This is a genomic window from Chryseolinea lacunae (assembly GCF_016735595.1).
Taxonomy (GTDB): Bacteria; Bacteroidota; Bacteroidia; order Cytophagales; family Cyclobacteriaceae; genus Chryseolinea; species Chryseolinea lacunae.
In genome coordinates this window covers 461,180-485,932 of sequence record NZ_JAERRB010000001.1, presented here as the reverse complement: position 1 = coordinate 485,932, position 24,753 = coordinate 461,180, and the positions used below count along the sequence as shown (strand labels likewise).

At 51.8% G+C, this 24,753-nt stretch carries 16 protein-coding genes; 15 read left to right on the top strand and 1 reads right to left on the bottom strand.

Going from position 1 to position 24,753, the window contains the following annotated elements; genetic code table 11:
* Positions 1 to 94: 94 nt before the first annotated feature.
* Entirely contained in the window at positions 95 to 1,687 is a 1,593-nt protein-coding gene (locus tag JI741_RS01735; RefSeq protein ID WP_202006877.1) for an OstA-like protein, read from the bottom strand.
* 84 nt (positions 1,688 to 1,771) lie between these two features.
* On the opposite strand from JI741_RS01735, the gene tilS reads away from it, so the two are divergent.
* The 15 genes from tilS to JI741_RS01665 all read left to right on the top strand — a co-directional run bounded on the left by tilS (position 1,772) and on the right by JI741_RS01665 (position 24,639).
* Entirely contained in the window at positions 1,772 to 3,094 is a 1,323-nt protein-coding gene (gene tilS / locus JI741_RS01730) for a tRNA lysidine(34) synthetase TilS (protein WP_202006876.1), read from the top strand.
* 99 nt (positions 3,095 to 3,193) lie between these two features.
* Positions 3,194 to 3,442, top strand: coding sequence for a hypothetical protein (locus JI741_RS01725; protein WP_202006875.1), 249 nt, complete (start codon positions 3,194 to 3,196; stop codon positions 3,440 to 3,442).
* Positions 3,443 to 3,928: 486 nt separating this feature from the next.
* The gene (gene mdh / locus JI741_RS01720) at positions 3,929 to 4,858 is read left to right on the top strand and encodes a malate dehydrogenase (RefSeq protein ID WP_202006874.1); all 930 of its coding nucleotides are present in this window, start codon (positions 3,929 to 3,931) and stop codon (positions 4,856 to 4,858) included.
* 456 nt (positions 4,859 to 5,314) lie between these two features.
* Positions 5,315 to 5,761, top strand: coding sequence for a DUF6934 family protein (locus JI741_RS01715; protein WP_202006873.1), 447 nt, complete (start codon positions 5,315 to 5,317; stop codon positions 5,759 to 5,761).
* Positions 5,762 to 5,789: 28 nt separating this feature from the next.
* On the top strand, positions 5,790 to 5,993 hold the full coding sequence (locus JI741_RS32400) for a hypothetical protein (RefSeq protein WP_236675830.1): 204 nt from the start codon (positions 5,790 to 5,792) through the stop codon (positions 5,991 to 5,993).
* 969 nt (positions 5,994 to 6,962) lie between these two features.
* On the top strand, positions 6,963 to 7,577 hold the full coding sequence (locus tag JI741_RS01710) for a DUF4304 domain-containing protein (RefSeq protein WP_202006872.1): 615 nt from the start codon (positions 6,963 to 6,965) through the stop codon (positions 7,575 to 7,577).
* A gap of 52 nt (positions 7,578 to 7,629) precedes the next feature.
* A complete protein-coding gene (locus JI741_RS01705) occupies positions 7,630 to 7,893 on the top strand; it encodes a DUF3303 domain-containing protein (protein ID WP_202006871.1) in 264 nt (87 codons plus the stop codon).
* Positions 7,894 to 8,034: 141 nt separating this feature from the next.
* Complete coding sequence (locus JI741_RS01700; RefSeq protein WP_202006870.1) at positions 8,035 to 9,207, top strand: cellulase family glycosylhydrolase; 1,173 nt, start codon at positions 8,035 to 8,037, stop codon at positions 9,205 to 9,207.
* A 328-nt stretch (positions 9,208 to 9,535) separates the two neighbouring features.
* Positions 9,536 to 10,924 carry an IPT/TIG domain-containing protein gene (locus tag JI741_RS01695; RefSeq protein WP_202006869.1) on the top strand — a complete coding sequence of 463 codons (1,389 nt, stop codon included), beginning with the start codon at positions 9,536 to 9,538 and terminating at the stop codon, positions 10,922 to 10,924.
* 7 nt (positions 10,925 to 10,931) lie between these two features.
* On the top strand, positions 10,932 to 12,623 hold the full coding sequence (locus tag JI741_RS01690) for a hypothetical protein (RefSeq protein ID WP_202006868.1): 1,692 nt from the start codon (positions 10,932 to 10,934) through the stop codon (positions 12,621 to 12,623).
* An 11-nt stretch (positions 12,624 to 12,634) separates the two neighbouring features.
* The gene (locus JI741_RS01685) at positions 12,635 to 18,157 is read left to right on the top strand and encodes a hypothetical protein (protein WP_202006867.1); all 5,523 of its coding nucleotides are present in this window, start codon (positions 12,635 to 12,637) and stop codon (positions 18,155 to 18,157) included.
* 12 nt (positions 18,158 to 18,169) lie between these two features.
* Entirely contained in the window at positions 18,170 to 18,694 is a 525-nt protein-coding gene (locus JI741_RS01680) for a hypothetical protein (RefSeq protein ID WP_202006866.1), read from the top strand.
* A 10-nt stretch (positions 18,695 to 18,704) separates the two neighbouring features.
* Positions 18,705 to 20,831, top strand: coding sequence for a hypothetical protein (locus JI741_RS01675; RefSeq protein ID WP_202006865.1), 2,127 nt, complete (start codon positions 18,705 to 18,707; stop codon positions 20,829 to 20,831).
* 75 nt (positions 20,832 to 20,906) lie between these two features.
* A complete protein-coding gene (locus JI741_RS01670; protein ID WP_202006864.1) occupies positions 20,907 to 23,963 on the top strand; it encodes a ligand-binding sensor domain-containing protein in 3,057 nt (1,018 codons plus the stop codon).
* A 40-nt stretch (positions 23,964 to 24,003) separates the two neighbouring features.
* The gene (locus JI741_RS01665) at positions 24,004 to 24,639 is read left to right on the top strand and encodes a response regulator (protein ID WP_202006863.1); all 636 of its coding nucleotides are present in this window, start codon (positions 24,004 to 24,006) and stop codon (positions 24,637 to 24,639) included.
* Positions 24,640 to 24,753 lie beyond the last annotated feature (114 nt).

Genomic DNA, 24,753 nt, shown 5'->3' with positions numbered 1-24,753 from the left:
CACAATCGTTTCCGCACATGCGCGGTAATTTTTTTGATGAAGCTTTGTGGTGCGATAATGATTTTGAAGCACCCCCATATTCAGGGGCAGTGCCTCAGGGCTGGATTGGGCTGGGCGACTCTTTGCGCTTGAACGGCTTCACCACATCGTTGCGTTTGGGCTTGCCGTCTTCTTTCCAGAGGAAACCTTTCAGCACCGTGTCTTCGACTTTGAGTTCGTGCGGAGGAATGAAGCGGGCTTCGGGTTTTGTATAGAAGCTAAGGTTGTTCACCTTGCCTTCTTTGAACCGTATGGTGATGTTGCTGCAAATGATGCGGTTCAGGCCCATGGAAGTGAGTGGCTTGTCGTCCTTCTTTTCCGATAGAATGGAGTATATACTTTCGCCGTTGCCTTCCACAATCACCTGGCTGATTTTTTTGTACTGAAACTCTGCCGTCATCTTTCGTCCCTTGATCTGGTTATAGTTGATGAGCGTGTCTTTCGAAATCACAAAGGAGTTCACGTTCATGAAGATGCGGTCTATGGTGCCGTTCTTGATGAGCATGCGGATGGAGTCGGCCGTCATTTGGTTGCCCTCCGTCCACAGCACAGGATCTTTATAAAAGTAGATGGTGCTGTCGGCCGAGCGATACTCGATGGAGTCGGCCAGGCCCTGCAGGTCTTTGCGCCAGATCTTCACGTGGTTGTAGGCAAGCAAACGTTTCTTCTGCGGATCGGGACTGTCGATCGACACCAGTGTGTCGGCCGAGATAAAGAGCGTGTCGTTTTTATCGTCCACCTTGGCGAGGTAGGCGTTGTTGTAGACTTTGGAGAGGCCTTTCAGTTTATAGTAGTCGGCAGCCTGGCCATAGATCACGATGTTTTCTTTCTTCGACGTCATCACCACGTTGTCGCGTAGTTTATAAATCTTCCGGATGTCGTCCAGTTGGTAGTCGTCGCCCATAAGTTTGTAGTCGGTCGATTCGGCTTCGCCAAGTTTCAGGTCCGAGCGGCGTGTCTTGGTGTCGTATTGGCCGCCATTGTAAACAAAGGTGCTGCTGTCTTTATCCACCACGTTGGTGGGGGTGCGGAAGAAAAGGATCTTGGTGCGCGAGTTATACTGCAAGCTGTCCGACGTCATGGTGTAGTCGGGGTTCTTCACGTGCACGTCTTTTTTGAACGAGGCCATGTTCGACGTGAGGTCGTAGTAGCCTTTGCGGCTGGTGAGCACGTTGATGCTGTCTACCAGTTTTCCGCCATTAAAATAGTAGGCCAGATTTTTCGGTCGGTCGAAGTCGAGGTTGTCGGTATAGAGTGTGGAGGTGGCCAGTTTCGTGAACACCACATTGTTTCGGAGTTTGGCTTTCTTCACGTTGCCGTCATACTCCAGTTTGTTGCCGGTGATGGTCACTGAGTCGCCTTCCAGGATGCGCACACTACCAAAGGCTTCGATATAGTTTTTGGATTTGTAGAAGTGCGCCGAGTCGCAGAAAATGGTGGTGGTGTTCTGCACGAAAATCACGTTGCCGAGCACCCGCTGATAGCTATCGTCGCCTTTGCCCGTGCCGCGAAGCTGGTCGGCTTGCTTCAGTTTCACCTTCTTTTGGGCCTGGGCGGGCGCGGCGGCAAGGGCCACCATGAGCAGAACAAGGCCGGCCATGCCGGGGCGGAGAAGAAAACGAAAGGCCGATGTGCAGAATACCGTCATAAAATGGGGTGCAAGCTACGATGCTTATGGTTAAAATAGTAGGGGATCGAACAGGAATCGCCCTGGTCGTCGTACCTTTGCAGCATGCAGGAGCAATTTCTGAACCACATTGCCCGGTTTGACCTTTGCACCCCCGGCGACACCCTTTTGCTGGCCGTGAGCGGCGGTGTAGACTCCATGGCCATGCTCCATCTTTTTCATGCGGCAGGCTACAACCTGGGCGTGGCCCACTGCAACTTCCAACTTCGCGGCAAAGCCTCCGATGGCGACGAAGCCTTTGTGCACGACGCCTGCACAGCCCTGAACATTCCCGTGTTTGTGCGTCGCTTCGACACCGAAGCCTATGCCTGGGAAAACGGACTGTCAACCCAAATGGCCGCGCGCGAACTGCGCTACGCCTGGTTCGAAGAAATACGCACCACCCACCACTATGCGTATCTCGCCACAGGCCATCATTTCGACGACTCGATGGAGACCATTCTCCTCAACATCACCCGCGGTGCCTCTACCGAAGGCATGGCCGGCATACCCGTGAAGAACGGCACCATTATCCGCCCCCTGCTCTTTGCCACCCGCGCACAAGTGGAGAAATATGCCGCCGACAAAAAGCTGTCGTGGCGCGAAGACGAAAGCAACCTCACCGACGACTACCAACGAAATTTTATCCGTCACCAGATCATCCCCCTGCTCAAAGAACTCAATCCTTCACTCGAAACCACGTGGCAGGCGGGCATCGAAAAAATTCAGGGCGAGCTGGCCGTGCTGCACGAAGCGTTTGCGTTGTGGGGCAAGAAATACATAACCCAGGCGGGCGATAAAATAACCTTGACCAAACAAGGTTTGCAAGCGCATCCACAGGCACAGTCGTTGTTGTGGCGCTTTGTCAAAACCTTTGGGTTCAACTTCGAGCAAGCCAAAGAAGTGGTGCAGGCATTGAGAGGACAGCCTGGAAAAAAATTCCTGTCGGCCACGCACTTGCTGGTGATCGATCGCGATGTGCTCATCATCACGCCGCATCAACATCACTGGCACGATGTGACCGTAGCCCACGACACCACCGAGTCGACGCTGGGTCCCTGGCACCTTCGCATAGAACCCTGCGCGCCAAACGAGCGCGGCACCTCCGGCACCGAAGCCGTGCTCGACGCAAGCTTGCTGAGATATCCGCTGCTGTGGCGAAAGTGGAAACCCGGCGACGCCTTTCATCCCCTGGGCATGGACCACAAAAAGAAACTCAGCGATTTCTTCATAGACAAAAAACTCTCCATAGCCGACAAAGAATCGGCTACCGTGCTGGAGTCGCACGGCCACATTGTGTGGGTGGCAGGCCACCGCATAGACGATCGTTTCAAAGTGACGGAGGCCACAAAACAAACCCTCAAGTTTGTGCTCACCACGCAGGCCTAAGACGGTGTGGATTCATCATCGGACTAAAAAGATCCAACGCCGGAGTTAAAAGATCCGACACCGGAATTAAAAGATCCGACGTCGGAGTTCAAAGATGCAATGACGGATGTAAAAGATCCAACACTGGAGTTCAGAGATGCAGTGATGGATGTTAAAGATCCAACGCTGGGGTTCAAAGATGCAGTGACGGATGTTAAAGATCCAACACTGGAGTTCAAAGATGCAGTGATGGATGTTAAAGATGCAGCGTTGTCAGGTTTTTGGTTTGGAATGCAACTATTTCATCCGTCCACGCCATGTTTTTATGCGAAGACCGCATGTTTAGCCGCGACCTTTCATTTTTTTTAAGCAGCATCGTAAAAAACACCCCCAAAACCGAAGCCCGGAGATGCGATGTCGGAGTTCAAAGATGCGTCACTGCATCTTTGAATACCGACATCGCATATAAAAGATCCGTCATCGCATCTTTTAACTCCACCCTCTGCCAAATTTGCCGTCCCGAACCTGACACACGGTGTTCCGAACACCGACGACGGACCTTTTTCGGCCAGCATAAGGCACGTGCGGTTAGGGTTAAGCCCCTGCGGCAAACTTGCCCCGACGCGTCGGAACGGGACAGACACACAAAAACACCTGCTCTCACAAACCGCTCAGCACAAACAACAACCGTCAACATATGGCACAACGCACATCCAAAACACCAGCCCCCAACCCCCAGGCTTTTCCATGAATTTATTTCCAAAATCCTCCCTTATTGATAACTTGCCGCGCCTAATCAAAAGGCCTCTGGAATCAAGAGCAATCATTTCTAATAAACTTTAAACGAATTCTAAAATGAAAGTAACTGTAGTGGGCGCTGGCAATGTGGGCGCTACATGCGCCGATGTGCTGGCCTACCGTGAAGTGGCCAACGAAATTGTGTTGGTGGACATCAAAGAAGGTCTGGCCGAAGGCAAGGCACTCGACATCTGGCAGAAAGCCCCCATCGACCTGTATGACAGCCGCACCGTGGGCGCCACCAACGACTATGCAAAGTCGGCCAACTCGGACGTAGTGGTGATCACCTCGGGTCTTCCCCGCAAGCCGGGCATGAGCCGCGATGACTTAATTACAACCAACGCCGGCATTGTGAAGTCGGTAACGGAAAATGTGATCCGTCACTCGCCCAACGCCATCGTGATCGTTGTGTCCAACCCGTTGGATGTAATGACCTACCAGGCGCACCTCACCTCGAAGCTGCCCCGCACCCGCATCATGGGCATGGCCGGCATCCTCGACACCGCCCGCTACCGCGCGTTCCTCGCCGAAGCACTCAACGTGTCACCCAAAGATATCCAGGCAATTTTGCTCGGCGGTCACGGCGACACCATGGTACCTCTGCCACGCTACACCACAGTAGCTGGTATTCCCGTAACAGAACTGATCGACAAAGATAAACTGAACGCTATCCTCGAAAGAACCAAAGTAGGTGGTGGCGAACTGGTGAAACTGATGGGCACGTCGGCATGGTATGCACCCGGCTCGGCAGCAGCACAGATGGTAGAGGCGATTGTGAAAGATCAACGTCGCGTGTTCCCTGTTTGTATTAAGCTTGAAGGGGAGTATGGTATTAAGGATTGTTACCTCGGTGTGCCGGTGGTGTTGGGTAAGAATGGTGTGGAACGGATCATTGAGTTGGATTTGAACAGTGAAGAAAAAGCGTTGATGGAATCGAGCCGGAAAGCGGTGAGAGAGGTTATGGACGTTTTGGAGAAATTGGGATAATTATTGTCGGCGCGACGCCGACAATTTGTGCACGATAAAATTGTGCTTGATTGTGGGCGAATGGCCTTGAGATGAAAAATGGCCACTGCAAAGTAATTGCAGTGGCCATTTTTATTTTCGGGTAGGTCAAAATTGTTCCGTTATGATTGAAGTTGTTGATGGTGATTCGTGGCGTCATCCGGCGTTTATTACGATTACGTGTTTGTGGTGGAAGCCGGTGTTGGTGGAGGATCGGTTTAAGGATATTGTGATGGCTAGTAGTTTACATTCGGCCCAAAAAAAACATTCATTGTCTATTTAGAAATAAGTGCATAGCCATCTGTTTGTGTTTGAATGATGTCCCTTTAAAATATTTCTCGTCTTTTTTGAACTGCAAGATTTTTTCAGTGTGGGGAAGTATTCTTGTGGTGTGGAGATGATTGTGTTGTGGGTAGTGTAATTTTAAATGCGATGTATATGAATGTACCGTACTATCCACTTTTTCCGAGTGATGATCTTATGCACTTCAAGTTTTTTAGTGAAGGGCCCCGGGGAAGGATTGTTAAGGTTATCACGTATACATTGATCAAAACCCGGCCCTTTGTAGTTTTTAATTTGGCGCTTGGCGATGTTGAACGGCGAACAAGACAATTGACGCACAGTAGTGTTTCGGACAATGGCGATAGAGACAAAGTGCTGATGACTGTGGCGAAGTCGGTGGAGTTTTTTATCGACCGATATCCGGGTGTATGGATCGTGGCGCACGGCAATACACCCACCAGGACGAGATTGTATCGCATGTTGATCTCTAATAACCTCGACGAAATTCAGAGAAAGTTTAACGTATATGGGATAAAGGGAACGAATACAGAATTGTTTCGTAAAAATGAAAATTACGATGGTTTTATAGTGGAAGCATTTTAACTTTATAGAGTAACAAACAAGAAAAATTATGAGGAAGGCAATTACAAAGAGGCGCTTAAGAAAAGAAAAGATGCCCAAAGTTTTGTCCAGGAGACTGGCCAATCGATTTAAGAACGATCCTTATGTGCTGAAGAAGAATGAAGAGGCAAAGGCTATGTTGGCGAAGGTTGATTGGGAAGCGTTTGAGAAATTGGTTGAAGTGTCAAGACGTGGGTCGGCGAATAAACACTGATTGAAAAATCGAAGCAGGTGGAGATAATATCCCGTCTAAGGGGAATCTGCTACTTGCAAGATCATGACCCAAAAAGGTGATTGACAGCCATAGGCCCGGGGCTTTACTTTGTGGCAAACCCTCAATGTCATGAAGCCTATTTTTAGGAATCCAATCGCTCGACCCAAGGGCAGGCGAAGCGAGGTGGCCGCACAGTTATTCTTGCGCTGTCGCAGCGTGGCCTCGCGTGTTAGGTATTATGTTGTGTTTGTTTTGGAGAAGAGTATTTTTTAAGCCATACAAATTTTCTACGCGGGTGGGTTGGCGTCTTTGCTAAATGTGGGCGTGCTATGACTTATTCGATAGTTTTTGTCCGAATTTCTTGCCGGAATAATCTACCAGTTTTCATTTTTCAGAAGGGCTTTTTTTGAATATTTTTGTGGTCCCCAATTCTCGCTTCAAAGACGGGATGGCTGTGTGGACTTAATTAGAGGTTGTGAAGGTTGTGAAGGTTGTGAAGGATATACTCTATCAGATACTTGGCGAGCTTTTCGTTGTTATGGTTGTTGGCATGCCGGTCAGCTATTTGTTGTGGCGCCTTAGTAAAACAAAACTGACCTTTTCTGAATATTGTAACCGATATGCCGAAGCGCTAGGGTATTTGTGTGTAATTATGTTTGTTGTGGCTTGTGTCATTGTGGCATCTGTTGGAATGTAGCTTTAAGATCAAATTGCGATTTGAAGAAACCCGTGCGTTGGAAAGCTGCGTTAAGCGTGAGGTCTAGGAATTTCTCTACATGCGAAGTTCGTGTAAAGAAACTGGACCGGGTAAATGAATGGCCGCAAAAATAGCGTAGTCACGAAGCCGAGTTCGCTTGGGCATGGTGAGGGATTTATACTTGAACACCACGAAACATCTTCTTTTTTGGTCAATCTTTTTATGGCTATTTTGTAGTCGAATTATTCTCCGCAGCCTTTTGTCGACTCACTATGGACTCTTATAAACTTCTGTTGAATACGTTAGCAAAAATGCTGAAGTCTCGGGGTTTCATGCGCAAGGGAAACAAGTTTTATATTACCAAAGAGAACAATTGCGCTATAATCGATTTTCAAAAGGAAAGAGGCCACGAACCCGGTGAGCGAACGTTCACCATCAATATTTATATTGGATCTGAACGCGTTGCGAATTTCTTTGGCAGCAGCGTGAAGGGAACACCAGGGGTGGAGCTATGTCATTGGGACGAACGGGTAGGTTATTTACTCCCTCAAAACAAAGACGTGTGGTGGAGGATAAGTGACTATCCGGATTTAACTCAATTAGAGAAGGAGTTGGAACAGGTGCTAGTGAACTATTGCATTCCCGAAATTGATAACAATATTTCGGATGCAAGTCTTGAAAAAACGTGGCGCGCCAGATTTTCGGCGGGTATCATGCATTTCACGGAATATAAATTTTTCACCGCCCTTCTAAAGAGCTACAATCGCCCCGATTGGCTGGCGTTGGCAACAGCATTCATTGAATCGCCGTTGAATAAAAATGCGAAAAGGATTGCTCTGGATCATCTTGAGCACTTGCAGGAATCGGTTGAAGAAGGGCGCAATTAGTTTTCTCAGGTACCTCGCCGTTTGCTCTTGAACGTAGTTTAAAGAATTCGCTATGCAATACATGATCATCGAAAAATTCCACCCCGGAAAAATCAAAACCCTCTACGATCGGTTCGACAAAAAAGGTCGCATGCTTCCCGAGGGTGTCAGCTATATCAACAGTTGGATCAACGAAGATGTTACCGTGTGCTTCCAGGTTATGGAGAGTGAATCGCTAGAGAAATTGCAGGAGTGGATTGGCCATTGGAATGATCTTGCCGATTTTGAGATCGTGCCGGTTATTACTTCTGCGCAAGCCAAAGCAAAGGTGGGGTGAGTGGTGATTGCCACCACCAATCAACCCCCGTTTTCCCCCAATCCCACCCGCAAATCCCCGCTTTCTGTTGTCTGGTGACCCAAATAGGTGATTGAATGCCGTTGGTATCGAAGCGTACTTTGATCTAAAATTCTCAACACTATGAAAGCAACCTTGAAGAAGTCGGGAGCCGATGCAAAAACAAGGGAGGGTAGGGTGGCCGTTAGGCTCCTGTCGTCTCTTATGGCTGTGATGTTTTTTGCGTATGCGTGTAAAGACGATGAGCCTGTGACCACCACGCCGGAAGGCGGGGCCACCTTCACCGTCAGTGGCAAGTCGCTGCTCGACCCCTGTGGGGCTGCAGTGGTGCTGAAGGGCGTGAACAAGATGAGCGTGTTCGATGAAGAAGATCCCAACGGCACGGCCTACTTTCCGGAGATCGCCAAGTCGGGGGCCAACGCCGTGCGCATTGTGTGGCGTCGCACCTACAGCAGCGGCGCGGCCACAGACCCTGCACAACTGGAGTTGCTGATCCAGAATTGTATGAATGAAAAGATGATCCCCATCGTGGAGATGCACGACGCCACCTGCGACCTCGGCGGTCTCGACGCCGTGGTGAATTATTGGGTGAGCACGCCCATTCTGGCGCTGGTGAAAAAATATGAACACGCCCTGCTGGTGAACGTGGCCAACGAAGCCGGCGACAACACCGTGACGGCTAACCAGTTTGTGACGGCCTACAAAGGTGCCATCACCAAACTGCGCAACGCGGGCATCAACGCCCCGCTTATCATCGACGCACCCGAGTGCGGAAAGAACCTGGAACTGGTGGTGCCCGTGGCCTCGCAGCTCATTCAGCACGACCCGCTTCATAACATCATGATTTCGGCGCATCCCTATTGGTCGAAGGTTGCTGATGCCACACCGGCGTTTATTGCCGACCAACTTAAAGCAGCCAACGATGCCAACGTGCCCTTGTTGCTGGGCGAAGTGGCGGCCAACGGTGGCTGGCCAGGCCAGGGTGTTGACGAAACCAAAAGCTGCTCCACCGAAGGCGAAGTGAACTATGTTGCCTTGCTCACCGAGGCGGCAAAATACAACATGGGCTGGTTGCTGTGGGAGTGGGGACCGGGCAACGGCTATTACGAGCGCGACCCCGTGGTGCTTTGCCCTGCCATGGACATCACCTCCAATGGAACCTATGCATCCATCACGGCCATTCAGGCGGGCGCGCCAAATGCGTGGGCAAAAGATGCTGTCATTACGGGGAGTTATAGCATTAAGAACACCGCTGTCAAAACCCCTTACGTGCAGAATGGATTTACTTGCCCTTGAGCGCCTGAAAGATAACGCGCGCGACCGAAGCCGCGGCCTGGTGGAGTGATGATGGGAGTGATGTTGTGAAGAATGCACCAGGTTGCCCTTGCGTGGTTGATGTTGATTGCGTGAATGAATTTTCTCTGAAGCCCTGTCCAGTTTCTGACTGGTTGTTCCTGAATACTTAATAGCGACGACGGTCGTCACGCTTATGCGACGACGCAAATCAGAAAAGTGATTTGACGGGATCGTTGCGCCTTTTGAAAAACGGAGATTTAATGTCTGCGCGATTCTTTCTGTCTGAAGACGTGCGGGATAGGTTGGCGAAAATCTAAAATACAAAACAATGAAGACCCTCTCTATATTATCACCCCGGGCACGACAATCGTTCTCCAGGGTGTTCGACGGAATTTTGTTACTGGTGCTTGCGCAGTGTGCGGGCAAGTACGACATCAATCCCACCACGCCCGTGCCCTCCATTCAGGATGTAGCGCCGTTGTGTGGCAGCGTTGGCGACACGATCACCATCACCGGAAAAAACTTTAGCGCCATCACGGCGAAAAACACGGTGCGCATCAACGGCATTCAGTCGGTGGTGTATCTGGCGTCAGAAACTTATCTCAAAGCCATCGTTCCCTCACGTGTGGGCAGTGGTGTGGTGACGGTGAGTGTTGGCGATGCCGTGGGCACTGGACCGCTGTTCAGCAATGTGCCTCGGGGCACGGTGACGATTGCCGATACCTATGGATTTTTTCGCGGCGAAACCTACATCGCCGAAGGCATTGCTGCCGATGCTGCCAAAAATATCTACACGGCCCGGCCCACTTCAGGACGCATCGAACGCAAAACACCCACGGGCACATCAACACTCTATGCAGGCGGTGGCGACACCGGGCGCATGAGTGGCTATGGCAACGACCCGGGCAATGTGTTGTTCAACTATCCACTCGATGTAGCGGCCGACAGCAAGGGAAATGTTTTTGTGGCTGATGCTGCCAACGCCTGCATCCGTAAAATTGATCCAAACGGCACAGTAACGTTGTATGCCGGTGTTTATGATCCTCAGTATGCACGGCCCATTCCCGGTTTCAAGGATGGCCTGCGCACAGAAGCTTTCTTTGGCTACCCGCGCGGTCTTGCCATCGACAAAAATGATAATCTCTACGTGGTGGATGTGGACAATGCCCGCATTCGCATGATCACCCCCGACAATGGAAACACGCTTGGCAAAGTAACCACCATCGCCGGCAACGGCAGTGTGGGAGGCAAAGATGGTCCGGCGTTGCAGGCGTCGTTCAGCAACATGCAGGACGTGGCGATTGACAGCGACGGAAATCTTTTTGTGACCGAATTGCAGGAGTATCCGAAGCTCCGCAAAGTGTCGGCCGCGGGCGTGGTCTCTACGCTTGTGAAAGGGTATGACGACGTGTATAACGGTTGTCATAAGAAAACCTTCAAGCTCGCCAATGCCATGGGGGTTGTGGTGGATTCGAAAGGCACGATCTACACTTCGGTGTATGCCGGCCGTGACGACAACTCGGCCTATGCCTACAAAGTTATCGCGGTGTCGCCCGACAATTCGGTGGATGTGGTGGCCGGTGGCGGCACGGAGAACGATCCCATTGAAGGGATTGGCGAGAAGGCCTACATGCCTTATGCGGGAAGCCTCATCATGATCGACGATGTGCTTTACCTCGCGGCCAACACGCGCTTGCTACGAATTGATTTAAACTGATGCTCCCGTGAAAACGCTAAGTGTCTATAGTCTGCTTATCATGATCTGCCTCGCCGGCGCACAGGTGTCGGTGACGGCGCAGGACCTGGAGAACATCGCGAAAGAAAAAGCGGTGACCATTTCCGGTGGTGCCAGTGCGCGAATGATGTTCTATTCCGCGTCGGGAATTCCACAACGGCGGAAACCTTTTTCGTATGTGTTGACAGGTTCGCCCGTGGTGAGTCTGTATGGGATCACCATTCCGCTATACTTTGTGTACAGCGAGCAGGAGCGTTCGTTCCGCCAGCCGTTCAATCAGTTTGGCATGAGTCCGCGCTACAAGTGGGTGACAGTTCATGGTGGTTATCGCAACATAAACTACTCGCCCTATACGCTGGCCGGTCACACCATGCTGGGAGGCGGTGTTGATCTCACACCCGGCATCTTTCGCTTTGGTTTTATGTATGGACGATTGAACCGCGCCACGGCCGTCGACACCACGTCGGGTTCGTTCGATGCCTATCAATATAACCGCAGGGGATATGCCGCGAAGATCGGTGTCGGTAAGGGAAGCAATTTTCTTGACCTCATCATGATCCACGCCAAAGACGACAGCACCAGCGTGGGTGATGTGGGCACCAAAGTGCAACGGGTGAGTCCTGCCGAAAATGTGGTGTTTGGTCTTTCGGGCGCCTACACCTTTCACAACCTGTTTGTGGAGGGCGATGCGGGGCTGAGTTTGTATACCAACAACATCGGATCATCCATCGCCTTCGATTCTATTCCGGAGATTCTGAAAAACACGCTGGGCAAGTTTATCAACATCAACGGCTCTACGGAATTTTATAGTGCCTACAGTTTTGCGGTTGGCTATCGTGTGAAAGACCTGTCGCTGAAGGTGCAATACAAACGAATCGATCCCGACTTCAAATCGATGGGCTCCTATTTCTTCAACAACGATCTGGAAAACATCACCATCTCGCCGTCTTTTTCTTTGTTGAACAGAAAGATACACATCGCCGGAAGCCTGGGGCTTCAGCGCGACAATCTTCAGAATCAGAAAGAGTCTACCAGTCGCCGCGTCATTGGGTCGGGCAATGTGTCGGCCACTATCACGGAGCGATTGGGCGTGGATCTTACCTACACCAACTTCACCACACGGCAAAAGCCGGGGCGTGTGTTTGTGGCCGATACGTTCCTCATCACCCAAACCACGGGCAACATCGGCATCATGCCACGCTACATGGTGGCGAAAGAAAATATTACCCACACCGTGTTGCTCTCCTGGAACTACATGAACCTAGTCGATCTCAATTCCGCTACGGCTTCCAACAACAATCTGAATTCCACCAACATGTTCCTGAACTACCAGGTGATTCTGCCGCAGAAAAATCTTACGCTCTTCGTCAATCTCAATTCGGCAAAGCTCAACTCGGCCACTACCGAAACCGGCAACAAAGGCGTGACCCTGGGTGGAAATAAAAACATGCTGGACAACAAGCTCACCCTTGGATTGTCGGTGTCCGTCATGCAATCGACCACTGCGGGCAAAAGCAGTTTGCTGCTCAACGACGGGTTGCAGTGTACCTATCGCGTCAATACGCATCACAGCTTCAACACCAACATGAACTACATCGGAAGTTATCCCGGACAGTCGCAGCCCGAGAATCCCCGGTTCAGCGAGTTTCGCGGTGAAGTGGCCTATATGATCAATTTTTAAAAAATGATCTCATGAAAACAAAACATAACCTTGCAGCGGTTGCCTCACACCCGATCATCGCGCTGCCCATCCTAAAGCTGTACATGGCACTGGCCGTGTTCGCCTCGTTGTTCGTTTCGTTTTGTGCGCAGGCCCAGAACGAAGTGATGGTGTCGGTGGTGGTTGCGCCACCCTACTCCACAAAGGTCGATTACTTTCAGGAACATCCGCAGCAAGTCATCATCACACTCATTTCGCGCTCGCAGCTCAACCACGAGGTGCAGTTGCGGGGTGCGATCATTGGCGAAAATGGCATTGAGGTTCGCGCGGGTGCGCAATATCGTTCACCACAACCCATCACGTTGCAGGCGGGCGAAACCAAAGTGCTGAACGCACTTGCCATCCGCGAACTGTTCGACATCGACAAGTTGCAAGTGCGTGGCGCGTCGGCGGCCGATCTGCGTGCGGGCAACGGTTTGCCGGAGGGGATGTATCGCATCTGCGCCAGGGCCTATGACTACAACCGTCCGGAGATTGCGTTGTCGACCGACGAGCCTTCGGGTTGCAGCAACATGATTCGGCTCACCAACCTGGAGCCGCCCATGCTCATCAAACCTTTCTTTGATGAAGTGATTCGTGTGAATGGTCCGCAGAACGTGGTGTTCACGTGGAGTTTCCCCGCGGGGGCGCCGCCGTCTACGATGTTCAAGCTGAAGATCGTAGACATCTTTAACCGCGAACGCAATATCAACGACGCGATGCAATCTTCTACTGTGCCGCCATTTTTTGAACAGGATGTGACGGGCAATGCTTTTCTGTTTGGGCCCGCACAACCCACGCTGGTGCTGGGGCGCAAGTATGCGTTCATGGTCACGGCCTATGATCCTTTTGGCAGAACGGTTTTTAGAAATGGTGGTCGCAGTGAGGTGAGCACGTTCACCTATGGCGAAGCGGCTGCGGCGGGTTTCCCCAACATGGTGTTTAAGGTGATGAATGCAGCACCACCCGGTGCCATTGTGTGCGGGTGTTTGGAAGGCGTTCCCGGTGGTGCGGTAGACAATTCAAAAGCCATTGTGGGCAGCAAGGTGAAAATCGGAAAGTTTGAGATGACGGTGCTGGAGTCGAGAGAAGATGCAGGTGTGTTGAAGGGACGTGGCAAAATTAATTTCCCGATGATCAACAGCAAGCTCATTCCCCTGTTGGTGGAGTTTAGCGATCTGCAGGTGAATGGATCCAACCAGGCATTGGCGGGAACGGTGAAAGCCAAAGTAAAATCGGATGTGAATTTTATTCCGGCGGCACCTGCCCCCAACATACAGTCGGTTCCTTTCACGTCGTCGGATGCGCAGAAGCTGGATGAATATTTCAAAGCCAACGTGCAGCAGCTGGTGTCGAACATCAACACGGCCATTGACAATGCCGGGTTTGAAATGCCGCTTGGTCTGGATAAAAACATTGGTGGCATCGGAACCGTCATCGCCATCACAGGCGCCACGTTCACACCTCAACAAGCCACCTTCGAAGCGGCCACCGTGGTGAACATTCCCGACGGCGCTACAAAAATCGCACTGGGTGCGCGCGGGGTTTGTATGGACAACGCCGGCTTGTGTGGACAAGGAACGTTGTTTCTGTCAGCAGACTTCAACATCGCTCCGCTCAACATGATGCTGAAAGGTGTGACGGCCATGCCGGTGAATCCGCTCGACTCGGGCACCTATGTGGTGTTCGACAAAGACGGTTTCAAGAAACTGCGCATCCAGGCCGAGTATGCTTTCCCGACCAGCATGCTGGTGAAGAAGGTCGACAAAGTGAGCCAGGTAAAAGCCACGCTCACGGCCAGCGCCGTGTCGTGGAGCAACTGGATGGCGAAGGTGAACATCGATCCGTTCTACCTCAGCGGCAACGAAGACTTTGGTTTCTCGATAGTGGGCAGTGGCACCTACGATCACTCGTCCACGTCGAACCCGGTGGGCATGCCCGTCATTGCAGCAAAGACAAACATTAACACACCCGACTGGAACGGCTTCTATCTTCCTACACTTTCTGTAGAGCTTCCGGCCGTTATCAAAAAAATAGGCGGCGGTCCTCCGTTGACAGCCGCGGTCAAGAATCTGATCATCGACAACCAGGGGCTTAGTGGGTCGGTAAATGCCGTGAATGTGTTGGCCATTGGCGATGGCGATCTGGGAGGATGGTATTATTCGGTCGACAACATTGGTGTTGACTTTCTCAACAACTCGTTTGTGCAGGGCGGCATGAATGGAAAAGTTATCCTGCCCATCTCGGGATCGTCCACGACGAATCCCAAGAGCCAGCTTGACTACACTTCAACACTCAGCAAACCCGCAGGGTCGCTTGAGTTTCAATTTGTGGTGAAACCCAAAAACGACCTTGACGTGCCGTTGTGGTATTCCAAATTCAACCTGCTCAACACCTCCAGCATTTTGGTGACGGCCGGTGGTGGAAAAGATTTTTTTGCATCGGCCACACTCAACGGCAGCCTGGATATCATTGCCGACCTCAGTCCGTTGTCGAAAATAAATTTCCGGGCCATTGAATTTGAGAAGTTGAAAATCCAGACGGTGGTTCCCTATGTGGGTGTTGAAAAATTTGTGGCCGGATTTGCCAGTCCCGACAAATCGCTGGCGGGTTTCCCCATCGGCTTGCAGGATGTTCACGGTGTGTTCGCCGGAACGCAGGCCGGCATAGGGTTCACTATGAAAGTGAGACTCTGCGATATTGCCTCCATTCCCGAAGCCGATTTTGCATTTGATATTCTGGGTAAGGTTGGTGTCACTGCGGGGCGTCCTGATTGGAAATATGAGAAAGTTGCATTCAAGGCCATCAGTTTGAAAGGACCGATAGGGCCGGTGTCGATCGATGGTGATGTGAATTTTTTTGATAAAGATCCTGAGTTTGGCAACGGTGTGAGGGGAAGTCTCACGGCCACGCTTCTTTCCGGATTTTCCGCAAAGGCGCAGGTGTTGTTTGGTAACACGTCATTCTCCTATTGGTATGTAGACGCCCGCCTGCAATTGCCGCCTCCCGGCATCGCGCTCTCGCCACCCATTCCCCTCAGCATTTTTGGATTTGGCGGCGGGGCCTACTATCACCTTGCGCAAAAACCATTGCTCAACGCAAAAGATTTATACAGTCCCACACCACCACCCCTCACCAACCTTTACACACCCAATGCTAATGCGGCGGGGTTCAAGGCCACCATCATCATGGGCGTGAGCGACGGCTCGTCGTTCCAGGTGTCGGGCACCTTCGAGGCCACCATCAATGCCAAAACCATGGCGCCCATCATGATGAAGTTGCAGGTGGATGCCGCCATGCTCAGTCCGTTGATGCAAACCGACAAAGCGTTTATTAAAGGCACCGGCATTGTGAGCTACGATTTTGCCAACGACATCTTCGACGCGGCTGTAGGCGTGAACGTGAACCTCATCAGCATCATTAACGGCCACGGCTTTCTTCACCTCAACGTGAATGGTTCGACAAAAGAATTTTTCTTTAAAGTAGGAGAGCCCTCCGACCGGGTGACCCTGAGTGTGCTCGACTTCATCAATGTGGATGGCTACTTCATGATGGGCAACAGCGGCATCCCTGGCATTCCGCCGCCACCGCCACAGGTGCTGGCGCAGATAAAAGGATATGACGGGCCGCGCGCTGCGGAAACACAAACCGGGGCCGGCCTTGCGTTTGGTGCCAGCATGAGCTATGGTCCTGCCGATTTGAAGTTTCTCATTTTCTATATGAAGCTGGGCGCGGGAATTGGATTTGATATTGCGCTCCGGCAGATCACGTCGGGATGCAATGGCGGCAACGACCTTCCCGGCATCAACGGCTGGTATGCCAACGGGCAGATGTATATGTGGGCGCAATTTGCCTTTGGTTTATATGTTGACACCTTTTTCTTTACGGGTCGCATTTCAGTCGCGAGCCTGGAAGCGGCAGCGTTGCTTCGTGCCGGGTTGCCCAATCCCACGTGGTTCGATGGCTGGTTGCACGGGCAGTATGATGTGTTGAATGGATTGATTTCCGGAAACATGAATTTCCACGTGCAGGTGGGCGACAAATGTGTGCCGCAGTCCGATCCGTTTGGTGGTGTGCCGCTCATCAGCGAGCTGAGTCCCGGAGGCACCAACGTTTCGATCATGGCCGATCCGCAAGCCACGTTCAACTATCCCATCAGTCAGGAATTTAATATCCCCACGCTAGACGACGATGGTAATGAAGTGGAGCGCACCTACCTCATTGAACTGTTGCAGTTTGATGTGGTCGACGAGAAAACGGGTGCGGTAGTTTGGAGCAAGGACAACAATCGCGAGTTCAGGGTTACCGATCAGGCAAAGCTTGCCACGATCTATACAGCCAAGGCATTCGATCCTCAGAATCCCTACAAGATTCGCGTCAAGGTTCAGGCGTTCGAAATAAAAGGCGGGACCAAGATTCCCTGCAAATACCGCGGCAACAACGTGGAGGAATATAAAGAGCTTGCGTTCAAGACGGGCGAGTGCATAACAGACCTCAAGGGCGCGGTGATGGCATCCTATCCCATTGCGCGACAACGCTACTTATTGCAAAAGGAGGCTGCCTTTGGCTATATCGAAATCACCAAGGACGTTCCTTGTCTGATGAATATGACCAACTATACGGTGGTAGGCATTTTCAAAGCCTATCAGTCGAAGGGCGTCACCACCACGGTGGAAGTTCCGCTCACCTACAATGATGCCGCCGCCATGTTCTCGTTTCCGATGCCAGCGTTGCCCAACGATCAAATTGTTCAGATGACGATTGTGATGCGTGCAAAAGTGGTGATCAACACCTCGGCGTCAACACAAATGATTGGTGGCGTGAAGGCCAGTGGCACATACACCGGCATTGCCTCGGCCAGCAACTTCAGCTACGACACCAAGAATCGCTACGTGGGCATCAACAACTTTGTGGATGTGAAATCCAGCGCGGTGTCTAACATTGCCACGAGCATCAAGAAAACCGCTGACCGCGAAATCTTTCAATACTATTTCAAAACCAGTAAGTATAACACGCTGGCAGAAAAGTTTTCGCGTTCCGAAACTTCGGCCACGGCACAGAAAGCGGCGTGGGGTATTCTTGAACTCTACAGTGCCGACTATGGCATGACGGAAGGCTTTGATGTGTTTGATATTCATGGCTTCGCCTATGGGCTGGATAAGAAGGCGGTCGACCGTCGGGTTGGTCCGCTGGTGATTGTGTCGGAGGCCAGGCCCAAGAACCGGTGGTCCGAGAGTCAGGCGCAGGTTAGTTTCTATCGTCCGTGGGGTCAGGTGTTCTATGCAGGCTTCTATGACGAGATGAGTCCGCGCTACATCCGTCCGTTCTCCACGCCGCTCAACGAAGTGATTGGTTTTGAAACGGCCACACGACCCATCGATTTTCTGATCAACACCATAGATCCACCGTTGTCGAACGTGGAGATTCAAAGCGAGGTGGTAAACAACTATGTGCAGGTCATGAATGCCACCGCGGTGTCGTCGAAAGATCTTACGAAAATCATTTATCAAAAATAACAGAACATAAAAATGAAAACGTTCAACGTCCTTATACTCTTATTGCTGTCTGCGTGTCTCGCCCCGGCGGCCTATGCCCAAGTTGGCGCGACTGCCCTGAACAAAGGATTCTCGGTGAAGACTGCGTCGACGATGGTGAACAAAGATGCGGCCTATCAACCCGTGGCCACGGAGAAAAGCAGCATCGCGATTTCCGGTGCGAACTATGAATTGGTGAAGGGCTATGACCGGCAGCTGCATGTGAGTTACCAGATTGCTTCCCTCACTGCCGTGGAGTGGGTGAATGTGAGAATGCGTGCAGCCGATATGCTCGACGCTCACAACTGGATTTTTCTGGCGGCGAAGGGCGTGCTCGACCCCCTGGAAAAATTGGCGTGGGACGAATTTGTGCCGCTCTCGGTCTACGCACCCATGAACATCAAGCTGAGTTTTAACTACAACAGCAGGAAGTTTTCATACTATGTCAATCCCCTGGATTTTGCGCCCATCAACAACACCCCGGCCATTCACACCAAGACGCTTTTGATAAAAAAATAAAGACACGCTTATGAAACGGTTCAATCTTATTTGTCTGCTGTGCACAACACTCCTGGCAACGGCCCATGCACAAACACCGAAGAAACTTCCCGGCGACTCCGTTATGCACAAAGCTTCGGTTTATCTGGTGGGGAAATATTATGGCGACTCTGTGGTGCTGCGTTGGGCGCCGTCGGATCCCATGTTATGGAGAGCCTATAACAAAGTCGGCTATGTGCTCGAGCGCATGGAGCTGGTGCAAAACTCGACCACAAAACCCCCGCGCGAAAAACTGAACATCGCACCCCTGAAACCCTGGACACAGGAAGAGTGGAAGCAAAAAGCAAAACCAAAAGACACACTGGCGGCGGTGGCGTTCACCCTGCTCTATGGAAAGTCGAACATTCCCGTGGTGAAGTCAGACAAGCGTGGCAAGAGCACCACGGTCAACATCGAGGAAGCACTCAACCAGAAGTATGACATGGAGAATCGTTTTTCGATGGCGCTGTTTGTGGCCGATGCACATCCGTTCATTGCCAACGGCCTCGGCCTTCGGTTTGTGGACAAGACCGCGAAGAAGGGAAAGCTATACCTCTACTCCATTCACGCGCTCACCGATCCCACAAAAATAAAGTCTGACTCGGCTGCCGTGTTGGTAAAAACGACAACCCCTGCAGCGCTCCCCGACATGCCGGAGATTCGCTATACGGAATCCGATCGCAAGGTGGCCTTCAAATGGAACCGGACGCTGGCATCGAGCAACTTCACATCCTATTATTATGAGCGCTCCGACGACGCCGGCAAAACATTCAAGCGCAGAAACTATCAACCCTATATGCAGCCGAAAGCAACGGGCGACGTCTTGAACAACGAGATCGTGCTGAACGACTCGCTGCCACAAAACTACAAGCAGTATTATTATAGAATTGTCGGCATCACACCCTTTGGCGATCTGGGCAAACCATCGCCTGCCATGCCGGTGATGGGCAAAGATCAAACAGCGCCCACCCCGCCGCAGCATGTGGCGGCACAGCACCTGGGAAAGAAGAAAGTGAAGATCACGTGGGAGAAGCCCGTGAAGGAAACTGATTTCGCCGGCTTCATCGTGGGACGAAGCGAATCCATGAACGGACCGTTTGTGCCGTTGAATCTGAAACTGCTTGCGAAAGACATGATCGCATTCACCGACACTGCCGCTGTTACGTGGGGAACAAACTATTATGTGGTGTCGGCCATCGACACGGCGCGCAATGCAGGCATTTCCATTCCAGCCTACGTCACCATGATCGACACCGTGGCGCCATCAAAACCGCTGGGTCTTCGGGGTAAGATCGACACCACCGGCATTGCCCGCATCAGCTGGAAGCTGGGCAAGGAACGCGACCTCATGGGCTATCTTGTTTATTTCGCCAACGCCAAAGACCACACCTTTAACCCGCTCACCAAAAACTTTCTGGCCGACTCTGTCTACACCGACAGCGTGTCATTAAATACGTTGACAGAAAAAATTTACTACCGCATCGTCGCTTTCGACAAGAATCGTAACCCGAGCGCTTATTCAGACATTCTTGAACTGAAGAAGCCCGACCGCATACCGCCAGTTGCCCCCGTCTTCATCAGCTTCCAGGTTTCAGACACCACCGTGGTGCTGAACTGGGCGCCGAGCAGCAGCAGCGACGCAACGGGCCAAACCCTCTACCGCAAAGAACAGGGAAAGGAGTGGGTGGAAGTTGCCAAACTGCCCAAAGAAATTGCCCGCTATGCCGACACTAAAGTGAAGAAGACCGTGTGGTATGAATACAGCCTCATCACAACCGACGACGATGGCAACATTTCGGAACGGTCGTTTCCGGTGAAGGCACGTGTCTACGACTCGGGTGTGCGCAGGAAAATAGAAGGGTTTGTTGCCAAGTTGGAGAACGATAAAAAATCGGTGGGCCTGAATTGGAAGTATGCCACGCCGGGAGAATATTATTTTCTGATCTATCGTTCCTACAATGGCGGTGGAATGGAGATGTATCAGCAGGTGCCGGGCGATAAATTTTCGCTGGCCGACAAAAATCTTAGCAAGGGAAACTATGAGTACGCCGTGAAAGCGGTCTACAAAGACGGCGGGCAATCGCCGCTCAGCAAAAACATGCGCGTGGAAGTGAAGTAGGAAGCGTGTGACCACAAGCGTATTGTGGCGGAATGGACGCGCTGTTCATTTTCTTTGCTATCTTCGGATGCATATATGAATCGCGTAATTTTTTTTCGTGTCGCATTCGTGCTCGCGGTGGTGTGGCCCCTGGCGCCCAGTCGTGCGCAGTTGCCGGCATTCCGGTTTGAAGTGATCACCACCAAAGAGGGATTGCCGAGCAACACGGTGCTGTCGGCAAAGCGCGATCACACCGGCTTTATGTGGTTTGGAACGCGGTTGTGTCCGGTGCGCTACAATGGCGCCACCTTTCAAAGCTTTCGCGAACCCGAAACAAATTTTGTGACCAGTCTCGCTATTGATAAAGACGACAACATCTGGTTCGCATCCGATCGCAGTGGCGTGTGCCGCATCGATGCCCAACGCATGAAGATGGACTCGCTTCCGCACACCACAGAGAACATACAGACCGGCGACTTTTTCATAGACTCAAACGGAACGGGATGGTTCAGCAACCGCTTTGGCGTGAATCGTCTTGATTTGAAAACCAATGTCCTAAAACATTATCCATTCACGCAAACCAATTTTGTGTGGAACAAGGCGTCGTTTGCCGAAGACGCCGACCACACGCTGTGGGCCATCGGTCGCGACAACGGGCTGTTTCGCTATGACGCAAAAAAAGATTCGTTTATCTGTGTGTGGGGATCGGACTGCAAAGATCCGGCGCGCCGCGAATTGATTATGCAAAACAAGGCCTATGCCGACAAGGATGGATTTCTGTGGATCGCGTCATTCAACCTTGGCCTGATCCGCTACAACACCCGCACCGACGAGCGTGATATTTTTGAAACCGAACGCCTCATCAAAGAAGTGCGTGCAGTGGAAGAAGGCGTAGACGAATATGGTCGGCGCATCTTTTGGGTGGGCGACGAACACGGGTTGGGAATCTTCAGACCCGACCAGAAAAAATTCTACTACTTCCACAACATCATTGAAGAACCCTATGAAGTCTACGACATTTTTCGCGACCCCGAAGAAGGCATCGTGTGGGTTTGCACGTCGAAGGGCATCATCAAGTATCATCCCCACGGAAACATTTTTCAGGCGCGCGCGCTTCCCAGGGAACTCGTTCGCCACCCCGTGGATGTGAACGTGATTCTTTCCGACAAGCGACCTGGGCAAGACAACATTCACTACCTCGGCCTGTCGCACACGGGAATGATCCGGTGGGACCGAAGCACCGACAAGTTTTTGATGATACCCTATCCCGCCGCCACGGCCGACACACGGTGGATGGCGCAGCGCAACGACGGTACCATCTGGATCGGAACAAACCGCGGCGACTATGTGCGCCCCGGCATTTTTGTGTATGATCCCGACAAGGAAAAATTTGTGACCTCGCCGTTGAGCAACCTGGCCAACACGTTCTTTTCGGTGCCCTTCTTCATGAACGGAGGCTTTGATTCGCAGAACCGTTTGTGGATCGGCAACTCAGACGAAGGCATCCACGTGCTCGATGCCGAGGGACAAAAAGACGAATCGCCGTGGAGTGCCGCCGTGCAACACGCCGTGTTCAGCAACAACAACCTGATGACCAGCATGCTCATGGACAGCAAGGGCAGAACCTGGCTGGGAACCTACAACGGTGTGATCCGCGCCGACGAACGCCAGGCAAAATTTCTTTCACCCGACTCCTCCATTCTTCCAAAGTCCATTGCCGACTGGGCCGTTACGTCGATGATGGAAGACCGGCAGGGCAACATCTGGGCGGCGCGTTGGGGAAGCCTCACACAAATGTCGGGCGAAGGCAAGCTGATCACGGCCTTCACTACGGCCAACGGATTTTATGATCGCGAAAACCGCGGCCTTGTGGAAGACCGCTCCGGAAACCTCTGGATGGGAAACTATGAGGGATTGTATTGCATCCATCCTGAATCAAAACGCATTCTCCGCTTCACCACCAACGACGGGTTGGTGAGCAACAACACCGCCGGAAGAATTGGCCTGAGCAACGACGGCCGCCGCCTTTTTATCGGACAGATCAACGCCTTCAACTTTGTGAATGTGGAGCAATTGCTGCGCCCCTCGGAAGCGCCGCCGCTGGCCATCAGCAGTTTCAAAGTGCACGAGCAGGAACGTTATCCCGATTTCAACAAACGTATTGTGCTGGACCGCGCAGACAATACCTTCAGTGTCGACTTCATTTCATTGAACTACCGGAAACATCAGGACAATCAGTATGCCTATTACCTCGAAGGCTTTGAGAAGGAGTGGCACGCCAGCGGTTCGGAACACCAGGCCTATTACACCAACCTTAATCCGGGCACCTACACGTTGCACCTGAAAGCCGGCGATGCCTTTGGCAACTGGAACTATGGCACACTGACGATGAAGGTGGAAGTGTTGCCGGCCTATTATGAAACATGGTGGTTCAAAACGTTGATGGTGCTGATTGTGGCGGCGTTGCTCTATGCGTTGTATCGCTACCGCATCAATCAATTGCTGCACCTGCAAAACATACGGAACCGCATCTCGGCCGACCTGCACGATGAATTGGGATCGTCGCTCAGCAGCATCAGCATTATGGGGGCCATGGCGCAAACCAACCTCGCAAGCCAGCATCCATCCAAACCCATGCTGGAGCGAATGGTGGAAGAGATCCGGCAAATCAGCGGCACCCTCGACGACATTGTCTGGAACATCAGCCCCAAGAACGACAGCCTTTCCAACCTTATCGCCCGCATGACACGTTATGCGTCGGAGCTGTTTGAAGCGAAACAAATCAACTTCCGCTACACCCTTCCCGAACACCTGGAGCAGATGCGGTTGTCGATGGAACAGCGCCGTAATTTTTACCTCATCTTTAAAGAGTCGGTCAACAACCTGGTGAAATATTCCTGTTGCACCGAGGCGTTCATCAACATCGCCATCGAAAACAAAAATCTATTGCTCACCATCGGCGACAACGGCAAAGGTTTTGATCCGGAAGCTGCCAGCGACCGCAATGGGCTACAGAACCTGAGGGTGCGGGCCGACAACCTGAAAGGAAAAATAGAAATCCGGTCGACGCCGGGAAAGGGAACCACCATTGTGCTGAAGTTCCCCCTGCGTCTGGGTGACCCGAATGGGTTATTGACTATCTCTCCGGAATAGTGTCACTTGTATTCAAGTTTTCTCCACTACCACTTTGCGCATGAAGACTATTGCGGTTACGATTTACGAAGACAATGAGAAGTTGCGCGATGTGCTCAACATGCTGCTGGGATCGGTGGAAGACTTCCACGTGAGCGGTTCCTATTCCAACTGCCGGAATGTGACGGCCGAAATTCTCACCCTACGCCCCGACGTTGTCATCATGGACATTGACATGCCCGGATGCAGCGGCATCGACGGCGTGCGGATGATCAAGGAACTTGACGTCACTATCAAAGTGATCATGCACACCGTGTTCGACGACGACGAAAAACTTTTTGCCTGCCTCAGCAATGGTGCCGACGGCTATCTGCTGAAGCGCGACACGTCTCTGCAACTCATTCCCGCCATTCGCGATGTGATTGAAGGCGGCGCGCCCATGTCGCCGGGCATTGCGCGCAAGGTGTTGACGGCGTTTCACAAACCGAAGCTGTCGGAAGGCGAGTACCACATCACCGAACGCGAGCAACAAGTGCTGAATTTGCTGGCACGCGGGTTCTCCTATAGAATGATCGGCATCGAATATTCCATCTCACCCGAAACGGTGAAACGTCACCTGAAAAACATTTATCAGAAGCTGCACGTGCAATGTGGCCCCGAGGCAGTGGCCAAGGCCATACGGGCAAAGATTATCTGAGCGTGCGGGGTTGGGTTGGCATGTGCAAGCTTAAAAGTAAGAAACGGGTTTTTGTGTTAGATTTAGGTTGATTAGGAGTAGCGTGTGCGCAGGCAATGCCACACGCGCTCCTGA

What these genes read in the sequence shown, in the direction of transcription:
- JI741_RS01710 (WP_202006872.1), top strand. Translation starts at nt 6,963, where the DNA reads ATGGACTCTTATAAACTTCTGTTGAATACGTTAGCAAAAATGCTGAAG.
- JI741_RS01680 (WP_202006866.1), top strand. Translation starts at nt 18,170, where the DNA reads ATGAAAACGTTCAACGTCCTTATACTCTTATTGCTGTCTGCGTGTCTC.
- JI741_RS01725 (WP_202006875.1), top strand. Translation starts at nt 3,194, where the DNA reads ATGACGGATGTAAAAGATCCAACACTGGAGTTCAGAGATGCAGTGATG.
- JI741_RS01665 (WP_202006863.1), top strand. Translation starts at nt 24,004, where the DNA reads ATGAAGACTATTGCGGTTACGATTTACGAAGACAATGAGAAGTTGCGC.
- JI741_RS01735 (WP_202006877.1), bottom strand. Translation starts at nt 1,687, where the DNA reads ATGACGGTATTCTGCACATCGGCCTTTCGTTTTCTTCTCCGCCCCGGC.
- JI741_RS01705 (WP_202006871.1), top strand. Translation starts at nt 7,630, where the DNA reads ATGCAATACATGATCATCGAAAAATTCCACCCCGGAAAAATCAAAACC.
- JI741_RS32400 (WP_236675830.1), top strand. Translation starts at nt 5,790, where the DNA reads ATGAGGAAGGCAATTACAAAGAGGCGCTTAAGAAAAGAAAAGATGCCC.
- JI741_RS01685 (WP_202006867.1), top strand. Translation starts at nt 12,635, where the DNA reads ATGAAAACAAAACATAACCTTGCAGCGGTTGCCTCACACCCGATCATC.
- JI741_RS01675 (WP_202006865.1), top strand. Translation starts at nt 18,705, where the DNA reads ATGAAACGGTTCAATCTTATTTGTCTGCTGTGCACAACACTCCTGGCA.
- tilS (WP_202006876.1), top strand. Translation starts at nt 1,772, where the DNA reads ATGCAGGAGCAATTTCTGAACCACATTGCCCGGTTTGACCTTTGCACC.
- JI741_RS01695 (WP_202006869.1), top strand. Translation starts at nt 9,536, where the DNA reads ATGAAGACCCTCTCTATATTATCACCCCGGGCACGACAATCGTTCTCC.
- JI741_RS01670 (WP_202006864.1), top strand. Translation starts at nt 20,907, where the DNA reads ATGAATCGCGTAATTTTTTTTCGTGTCGCATTCGTGCTCGCGGTGGTG.
- JI741_RS01715 (WP_202006873.1), top strand. Translation starts at nt 5,315, where the DNA reads ATGAATGTACCGTACTATCCACTTTTTCCGAGTGATGATCTTATGCAC.
- JI741_RS01700 (WP_202006870.1), top strand. Translation starts at nt 8,035, where the DNA reads ATGAAAGCAACCTTGAAGAAGTCGGGAGCCGATGCAAAAACAAGGGAG.
- mdh (WP_202006874.1), top strand. Translation starts at nt 3,929, where the DNA reads ATGAAAGTAACTGTAGTGGGCGCTGGCAATGTGGGCGCTACATGCGCC.